Genomic DNA, 2,196 nt, shown 5'->3' on the forward strand with positions numbered 1-2,196 from the left:
CATGCCAGGAGCGACCACCCCCCTCGGTGCACGAACCCGGGAAGCCGGTCCGCCCAGCGCACCGGCGCGACCGGGACCGTACTGTTCGGCTGGATCGGGAAGAAGTGCACCGCCGCGAACGGCAGTCCGAGCGCCCGCGCCACCGACTCGGCCACTTCCTCGCCTGCCATCCCCGCGACCACCAGGTCATGTCCGGGTGCCAGTGCACGCAGGTCGTGAAGCTGCTCGGGCACGCCACGCCGTTGCAGATCGAACAGCGCCCGTAGCCGGGCGCGCGGATCGCGGCCGGCGAACCGTCGATCGGTGCGCTGTGCCACCAAGAGGTCGGCCGTATCGCAGCCGAACGGCACCGCCGCAACCCCGTGGTCACGGGCGAAGGCGACGAGGTTCGGGGCGAGCGCCAAGGTCACGTCGTGACCGCGCGCACGCAGCGCACGAGCCAGCAGGATGCCGGGCTGGGCGTCTCCTCGGCTGCCGGTGAAGGCCAACAGGGGGCGCATCCGCTCACCCCGTCTGCACGGCGACACGCAGCGTGTCGGCTCGCAGTGCTCGGGCATCGGTCGGCATCGGTGTTTCCGCCACGACCGACGGCGGCAGTCCGTCGGCCGCCGACCCCGCATGAACCGCTGCGGACGGCTGTCCGGCGCCGGCCTGGTCGACCGCCGGATCCGCGTGCACCGCGGCCGTGATCGACGACAGTGCCTGACCGAACGCGGTCAGGAACTCGTCCATGACCTCGGCGGGGAAGCCGGCCGGATACCGTGTCGACACGTACAGGCCGTCGGCGGCGCGCACAACCCACAGGAACACCTCGTCGGCCGAGTACGACTCGGCCCGCAGGGTCCGTCCGCGCAGGTCGGCGACCAATTCGTAGCCGGGCAGTACGCGGATGTCGAGGAAAGCGATGCCGAAACGCGGCGTCTCGGCGACATCGAGCAGGTCGAGGACGCGCGACCAGGAGGCGTCGTTGGCGGTGCGTGAACGACGCAGCGCGGCCCGCGCCAGATCCATGGCTCCGGCGATGCCGACACCGGGGGTGAGCGCGATATCGACCGGGACCACATTGACGAACCAGCCCATCGACTCCAGCCAGCGCAGATCGGGGCGGGTCGCGATCGGCATCGCGGTACGCATCCGGTCCGCGCCGAACCGCCGCTGATTGGCCACCGCCAGCGCGGCGAACACCGCCACCGACATCCGGTGCCGCACCTGGTCGAGGACCGCTTCGACCTGCTCGAGTTCGGGGAGATCGAGCAGCCGTCGCGACACACTGGGCTGGGGCAGATCCGCGCGCACGGGCCGCTGGGCCTGCGGGGCGAAGCGCGGCATGGCACCGTCGGCGAGGAATTCGCGCCACGTCGCGACCGCGGGCGAATCCGGACCGAGTTCGGCCGCGCTCGCTCGCTCCAGGACGGCGAAGTCGGCCGCGCTACCGAAGGTGACCGCCTCGCGCGACGCCTCGCCCGCCATGACCTCCCGGTAGAGCGTGCGCAGTTCGAGGATCAGGATGGCCTGGGCGTAGGCGTCCATCACGGAATGATCGGCCGCGACGAGGACGGTGAAGTCACCGGTGCCTGCGTGCTCGACCGTGGCGGCCAGGCAGTGCGGCCACACCAGTGGCGACAGGCGCTCTTCGAGTGTGCCGCTGAGGAATTCGTTGATCCGGGTACCGTCGGTGCAGTCGGCAACGGGCTGTTCGGTGATGTCGACGGCGGTGGGCGCGGCGACGAGTCTGCGCGGCTCGCCCGCCGATGCGGTGGTCACCGTGGTGCGCAGACCCTCGTGCCTGGCATGCCAGCGCCGCAGCGTCTCACGCCAGGTGGGACCGTCGAGCGGGGCGTCCATCTCGAAGACGGTGCCGATCCAGCGCCCGCGACCGGGCAGCGGATCGGTGGGATCGACGCGCGCGCAGTAATCGGCGTGCACGCTGGTGAGCGGGCGATCGTCGGGCTGCCACGCGTCGGCGGCGAGCTCGGGCGTCCACATCGACAAAGCGCCTGAACGGATTTCGAATTCGGACTGGTGGTGTATTCCATGACCGGTTCACCTCGTGACGAATGCATGCCGAAGCGGCGGAAGGATGGGGGAGGAGAACACCGCACTGTGTCACCAGCAGCGTTGAACTTCGGCGGTGAAGACATTTCCGTGAAGCCTCGCCGAGATTGATCGTATATGTCATACTGCTGAGAGCAGCAC

At 69.9% G+C, this 2,196-nt stretch carries 2 protein-coding genes; both read right to left on the reverse strand.

The features are described from left to right. On the reverse strand, nt 1-500 hold a 500-nt coding region (locus ACFWF3_RS33075), incomplete at its 3' end, for a glycosyltransferase (RefSeq protein WP_379317846.1). Between the two features lie 4 nt (nt 501-504). Further along, the gene (locus ACFWF3_RS33080) at nt 505-1,986 is read right to left on the reverse strand and encodes a condensation domain-containing protein (protein ID WP_379317848.1); all 1,482 of its coding nucleotides are present in this window, start codon (nt 1,984-1,986) and stop codon (nt 505-507) included. Between the last annotated feature and the right edge of the window lie 210 nt (nt 1,987-2,196).

Source organism: Nocardia sp. NPDC060220, from assembly GCF_042727815.1.
GTDB lineage: Bacteria > Actinomycetota > Actinomycetes > Mycobacteriales > Mycobacteriaceae > Nocardia.